The following is a 5,582-nucleotide window of genomic DNA, read 5'->3' as shown; positions in this document are numbered from 1 at the left end:
CTGGAAGACGTGGCCGGCACTATCCATGCCCATCCGACGCTGGGCGAAGCGGTGCAGGAAGCCGCGTTGCGGGCTTTGGGTCACGCGTTGCACCTGTAAAACCGTGGCGAGGCCATCGGGGGCAAGCCCCCTCCCACATTTGGAATGCATTCCCCTGTGGGAGGGGGCTTGCCCCCGATAGCGGTGGATCGGCCAATACAGAGGCTGAAGGCGTCCACTCACTGGCTCCCACACAAGCCAAGAATGAAGTATTGTTGCGCCCATTCAGAAAAAATCCGACTTGACCAGAGATAGAGGGTGTCATGGGTAACGAAAGCATCAATTGGGACAAGCTGGGTTTTGACTACATCAAGACCGACAAGCGGTTTCTCCAGACCTGGAAAAACGGCGAATGGCAAGCTGGCACCCTGACCGACGACAACGTGCTGCACATCAGCGAGGGCTCCACCGCCCTGCACTATGGCCAGCAATGCTTTGAAGGCCTCAAGGCCTACCGCTGCAAGGACGGTTCGATCAACCTGTTCCGTCCGGACCAGAACGCCGCGCGCATGCAGCGCAGCTGTGCCCGCCTGCTGATGCCGCACGTGTCGACCGAAGACTTCATCGACGCCTGCAAACAAGTGGTCAAGGCCAACGAGCGCTTCATCCCGCCGTACGGCAGCGGCGGCGCGCTGTACCTGCGCCCGTTCGTGATCGGCACCGGTGACAACATCGGGGTGCGCACCGCGCCGGAGTTCATCTTCTCGGTGTTCTGCATCCCGGTCGGCGCCTACTTCAAGGGCGGCCTGGTGCCCCACAACTTCCAGATCTCCACCTTCGACCGCGCCGCCCCACAAGGCACCGGCGCCGCCAAAGTGGGTGGCAACTACGCCGCCAGCCTGATGCCGGGCTCGGAGGCGAAGAAATCCGGTTTCGCCGACGCGATCTATCTGGACCCGATGACCCACTCGAAAATCGAAGAAGTCGGTTCGGCCAACTTCTTCGGGATCACCCACGACAATAAGTTCATCACGCCGAAGTCGCCTTCGGTGCTTCCAGGCATCACTCGCCTGTCGCTGATCGAACTGGCCCAGACCCGCCTGGGCCTGGAAGTGGTCGAGGGCGAAGTGTTCATCGACAAGCTGGATCAATTCAAGGAAGCCGGCGCCTGCGGCACCGCAGCGGTGATCTCGCCGATCGGCGGTATCCAGTACAACGGCCAACTGCACGTATTCCACAGTGAAACCGAAGTGGGCCCGGTCACCCAGAAGCTCTACAAAGAGCTGACCGGTGTGCAGACCGGCGATGTTGAAGCGCCAGCCGGTTGGATCGTAAAAGTCTAACCCAGCAACACTGCAATACCCTGTGGGAGGGTCGCACCGCCCCTCCCACATTGGATCGCCTGCGCTTTCAAGACCGTTTGGGGATATTCTCCGCAATCTTCTTGCCCATACTGATCCTCGGCTCCACCCCATACCCCAGCGCCTCATAAAACCCCACCACCGCCTCATTGCCGCCGCTGATCTGCAGGTTGATCTTCATGCAGCCCAATGCCGTCAACGCCTGCTCCGCATAGCGCACCAGCGACGATCCCAGGCCATGGCGCCGATAGTCGGCATGCACCGCCACCGAATACAGCCAGCCACGATGCCCGTCGTACCCGGCGAGAATTGTGCCGATCACGGTTTTTTTATCGGTTGCAACAAAGAACAGCCCATCATCGACCGCCAACTTCTTATCGATCGCCAGGCTCGGCAGGTTATGGGCGGCGTCATAGCCAAACGCCTCCTGCCACAACGCGATCACCTGGGCACGGTGTTGACGGTCGCGATACGGCCCGATGGGATGGCGCGACAGCAGCGTCTTTTCCATCACCAGCGTGCGCTCGTTGCCGTGATAAACGTCGCGCACCGTATGAAACCCCAGCTTGGCGTAGAACGGCTCGGCCGTCAGCGAGGACGGCACGCTCAAGACCGTCACCCCGGCTTCACGGGCACGCAGTTCGATTTCAATCATCAATAGCCGGCCGATGCCTTGCCCCTGCAGCGCCGGGTTGACGAACACCGAGCGCACCACGTTCGCATCGAGGGCCGCCGTGGCGACGATCAATTGATCCTGGATCGCTACCAGTACGACACGGCGCTTGAGCAGGTCCAGCACAGCGTCGGCGGTAAAGTTGCTCGCCACTCGAGCGATCACCTCCGCCGGGTAATCCCGCGCATTGCTGCTGTGCAGGGCCGCGAGGATGACTTGGCTGATGCCCTCGGCATCTGAAGCTTGGGCAATACGAACGACGGTAGACATGATTCCTCCGGCCTGACACGACTATGACAAACACCACAATACCAATGTGGGAGCAAGTCGAATCGTCGCACCGCCCCTCCCACAGTTTGACCATATTTCAATCCGGCAGCCGATTCGGCTGACCTACCCCTCTTTTCAGCTTTCCCGGCTGGACCACCCCGTTGTTTCAGCCGGGATTCATGCCGCACACCGCCCAAAATAGCGGCACAAGATCCCCCATGGACCCGTGCCCCCATGCAAACCACCAATACCGTCCTGATGATTCGCCCGGCGCGCTTTGCCTTCAACCCGGACACCGCGATCAACAACCGTTTCCAGCGCCCGCCCCTGGACCCGCTCAGCGCGCAGCAGAAAGCGCTGGAAGAATTCGACGGTTACGTCGACACCCTGCGCCGGCACGGCGTGGAAGTACTGGTGGTGCAGGACACCCCGGCGCCCCACACGCCCGACTCGATCTTCCCCAACAACTGGTGGAGCAGTCACGCCGACGGCAGCCTGGTGCTGTACCCGATGGAAGGCCAGAACCGACGCCTGGAGCGCAACAAGGGTGTGCTGCAAGTGCTGGAGCAGCGTTTTATGGTCAAGAACACCATTGACCTGAGCCATCTGGAACAGCACGACATCTTCCTCGAAGGCACCGGCAGCATGGTGCTCGATCGCCAGCATCGCATCAGCTACGCCTGCCACTCCGGGCGCACCCACCACGATGCCCTGCGCCAATTCGCCGAACGCCTCGACTACCAGTTGTGCGTATTCCACGCGGTCGACCGCCATCACGCGCCGATCTACCACAGCAACGTGATGATGAGCGTCGGCCGCGATCTCTCGGTGGTGTGCCTGCAAGCGCTGCCGGACGAAGCTGAACGCCTGGCCCTGGAACGCTCCCTGCGCGACACCGGCAAGGACATCCTCGCCCTCGACTTCGACCAGTTGGAAGCCTTCGCCGGCAACATGCTCGAAGTGCACGACCGCGACGGCCAGCCGCTGCTGGTGATGTCCGCCAGCGCCTGGGGCGCACTGCAACCGACGCAGCGCCAGCATGTGGAGCGCCATACGCGACCGGTGGTGGTGAATATCGACAACATCGAACGCATCGGCGGCGGCAGTGCCCGCTGCATGCTGGCGGAAGTGCATTTGCCCGTCCGCCCCTCATTTCAATAAGGAGTCTTGCCATGACCCGCTATATCGACGTCAACGACCTCAGCTACCTGGTTTCGCAAAAAGGCCTGCAAACCTGCATCACCGAGATGGCCGAGTACATCCGAGCCGACTACCTGCGCTGGCAGGATTTCGAAAAATGCGCACGCCTGGCCAACCACTCGCCCGATGGCGTGATCGAACTGATGCCGGTGTCCGACGCGTCGTTGTACGCCTTCAAGTACGTCAACGGTCATCCGAAGAACACCCTGGCCGGCATGCTCACTGTGATGGCCTTCGGCGCGCTGGGCGATGTCGACACCGGCAAGCCGGTTTTGCTCGCGGAAATGACCCTGACCACCGCCATTCGCACCGCCGCGACCTCGGCGCTGGTGGCGCGCTACCTGGCCCGCGACAACAGCCGCAGCATGGCATTGATCGGCAACGGCTCGCAGAGTGAATTCCAGGCCCTGGCCTTCCACGCCATGCTCGGCATCAATGAGATTCGCCTGTTCGATATCGACGCCAAGGCCACCGCCAAGCTGGCGGCCAACCTCAAGGCGTTCCCGGCGATCAAAGTGATCCTGGCCGCCAGCGTGGCCGAAGCGGTCAAAGGCGCGGACATCGTCACCACCGTCACCGCCGACAAGGCCTACGCCACCATCCTCACCGACGACATGATCGAACCCGGCATGCACCTCAACGCCGTGGGCGGCGACTGCCCGGGCAAGACCGAGCTGGACCGCCGCATCGTCGAACGCGCCCGTGTGATCGTGGAGTACGAACCGCAAAGCCGCATCGAAGGTGAAATCCAGCACATGCCGGAAAATTCGCCGGTGACCGAACTGTGGCAGGTGATCAATGGCCAGCAACCCGGCCGCGAAAACGCACGCCAGGTCACGCTGTTCGACTCGGTGGGCTTTGCCATCGAAGACTACTCGGCCCTGCGCTACGTGCTGGACGTGGCCAAGGCCCTCGACGTAGGCAGCGAGCTGGAACTGGTGCCCGACCTCGCCGACCCCAAGGACCTGTTCGCACGCCTGACCCATCAGCCAGGCGCACAGCACAAAAAGCGCGCCTGAGACCGCTCTGGCCTGCCGCTTTGCGCCCAGGCCAGGGCAGATTTCGATGCGTAAAAAGCCGATTTAGCGCGTGCGGCAGCCGATTCCGCTGCATTGCGCTTTTTAACAGCGCAATTAGCACTTTGCGCACCGGGTAAACGACACAAAAAACGCACCATCATGAAGCATTCTGAGCCCGACCAAAGCGTCACCCGCTGAATGCATGCCGCACCCTTTTTTACTGCCCTGACATCAATTACAAAATATAGGGACTACACCATGACTCCATTGCGATCACTCTTCGCTGCGTTGCTGTTGCCACTGTGCGCCACCGCCGCCCACGCCCAGGAATGGAAAGAAATCCGCTTCGGCGTGTTCCCCGAATATCCTCCCTTCGAATCCGTCGCCGCCGACGGCAGCCTGCAAGGTTTCGATATCGAATTGGGCAATGCGATCTGCGCCAAGCTCGAAGTGAAATGCACCTGGGTGCACAACGAATTCGACGGCATGATCCCGGCCCTGCGCGCGCGCAAGTTCGACGCGATCATGTCGTCCATGGCCGTGACCCCGGCCCGCGAAAAACAGATTGACTTCACCGACCGTCTGTTCCTCAGCCCGACGTCCGTGATCACCCGCAAAGGCGCCGACTTCGGCGACACCCCGGAATCTCTCAAGGGCAAGCAGGTCGGCGTACTGCAAGGCTCCCTGCAGGAAGCCTATGCCCGTGCGCATCTGGCCAAGCTCGGTGCCCAAGTCAAGGCGTACCAGTCCCAGGACCAGAACTACGCCGACCTGCAGAACGGTCGCCTCGACGCCACCCTGACCGACAAGCTCGAAGCCCAGCTCAACTTCCTGTCCAAGCCTGAAGGCGCCGACTTCAAGACCGGCCCGGCCTTCAAGGACCCGACCCTGCCGCTGGACATCGCCATGGGCCTGCGCAAGAACGACCAGGAACTGCGCGATCTGATCAACAAGGGCATCGCCGCCGTACAGGCCGATGGCACTTATGCGCAGATCCAGAAGAAGTACTTCGGCGATCAGGACATCTACCACGAGTAAGTCCTCACAATTCCCTGTGTGAGGTGGCTTATGAGGGAGGGG

6 protein-coding genes are annotated in these 5,582 nt (G+C 61.4%); 5 read left to right on the top strand and 1 reads right to left on the bottom strand.

Annotated features, from left to right (window positions below; translation table 11 throughout):
* Both JWR98_RS29635 and JWR98_RS26400 read left to right on the top strand, forming a co-directional pair.
* The coding region (locus tag JWR98_RS29635; RefSeq protein ID WP_225908871.1) for a hypothetical protein at positions 1 to 99 on the top strand (99 nt) is incomplete at its 5' end.
* 203 nt (positions 100 to 302) lie between these two features.
* Positions 303 to 1,322, top strand: a complete 1,020-nt coding sequence (locus tag JWR98_RS26400) for a branched-chain amino acid aminotransferase (RefSeq protein WP_003174882.1) — start codon at positions 303 to 305, stop codon at positions 1,320 to 1,322.
* 67 nt (positions 1,323 to 1,389) lie between these two features.
* On the opposite strand, the gene JWR98_RS26395 is transcribed toward JWR98_RS26400, so the two are convergent.
* Entirely contained in the window at positions 1,390 to 2,283 is an 894-nt protein-coding gene (locus tag JWR98_RS26395; protein WP_078733828.1) for a GNAT family acetyltransferase, read from the bottom strand.
* 234 nt (positions 2,284 to 2,517) lie between these two features.
* Here JWR98_RS26395 and ctlX point away from each other — a divergent pair, with 234 nt between their 5' ends.
* From ctlX to JWR98_RS26380, 3 genes are all read left to right on the top strand, one after another.
* A complete protein-coding gene (ctlX, locus tag JWR98_RS26390) occupies positions 2,518 to 3,444 on the top strand; it encodes a citrulline utilization hydrolase CtlX (protein WP_078733829.1) in 927 nt (308 codons plus the stop codon).
* Between the two features lie 11 nt (positions 3,445 to 3,455).
* Positions 3,456 to 4,502, top strand: a complete 1,047-nt coding sequence (locus JWR98_RS26385; protein WP_078733830.1) for an ornithine cyclodeaminase — start codon at positions 3,456 to 3,458, stop codon at positions 4,500 to 4,502.
* A gap of 258 nt (positions 4,503 to 4,760) precedes the next feature.
* A complete protein-coding gene (locus JWR98_RS26380; RefSeq protein ID WP_003174886.1) occupies positions 4,761 to 5,540 on the top strand; it encodes an ABC transporter substrate-binding protein in 780 nt (259 codons plus the stop codon).
* Positions 5,541 to 5,582 lie beyond the last annotated feature (42 nt).

Source organism: Pseudomonas lactucae (genome assembly GCF_016937615.1).
Classification (GTDB): domain Bacteria; phylum Pseudomonadota; class Gammaproteobacteria; order Pseudomonadales; family Pseudomonadaceae; genus Aquipseudomonas; species Aquipseudomonas lactucae.
Note: the sequence above shows the minus strand (reverse complement) of the source record. Positions and strands in the feature narration are given on the sequence as shown.

What these genes read in the sequence shown, in the direction of transcription:
- JWR98_RS26400 (WP_003174882.1), top strand. Translation starts at nt 303, where the DNA reads ATGGGTAACGAAAGCATCAATTGGGACAAGCTGGGTTTTGACTACATC.
- JWR98_RS26380 (WP_003174886.1), top strand. Translation starts at nt 4,761, where the DNA reads ATGACTCCATTGCGATCACTCTTCGCTGCGTTGCTGTTGCCACTGTGC.
- JWR98_RS26385 (WP_078733830.1), top strand. Translation starts at nt 3,456, where the DNA reads ATGACCCGCTATATCGACGTCAACGACCTCAGCTACCTGGTTTCGCAA.
- ctlX (WP_078733829.1), top strand. Translation starts at nt 2,518, where the DNA reads ATGCAAACCACCAATACCGTCCTGATGATTCGCCCGGCGCGCTTTGCC.
- JWR98_RS26395 (WP_078733828.1), bottom strand. Translation starts at nt 2,283, where the DNA reads ATGTCTACCGTCGTTCGTATTGCCCAAGCTTCAGATGCCGAGGGCATC.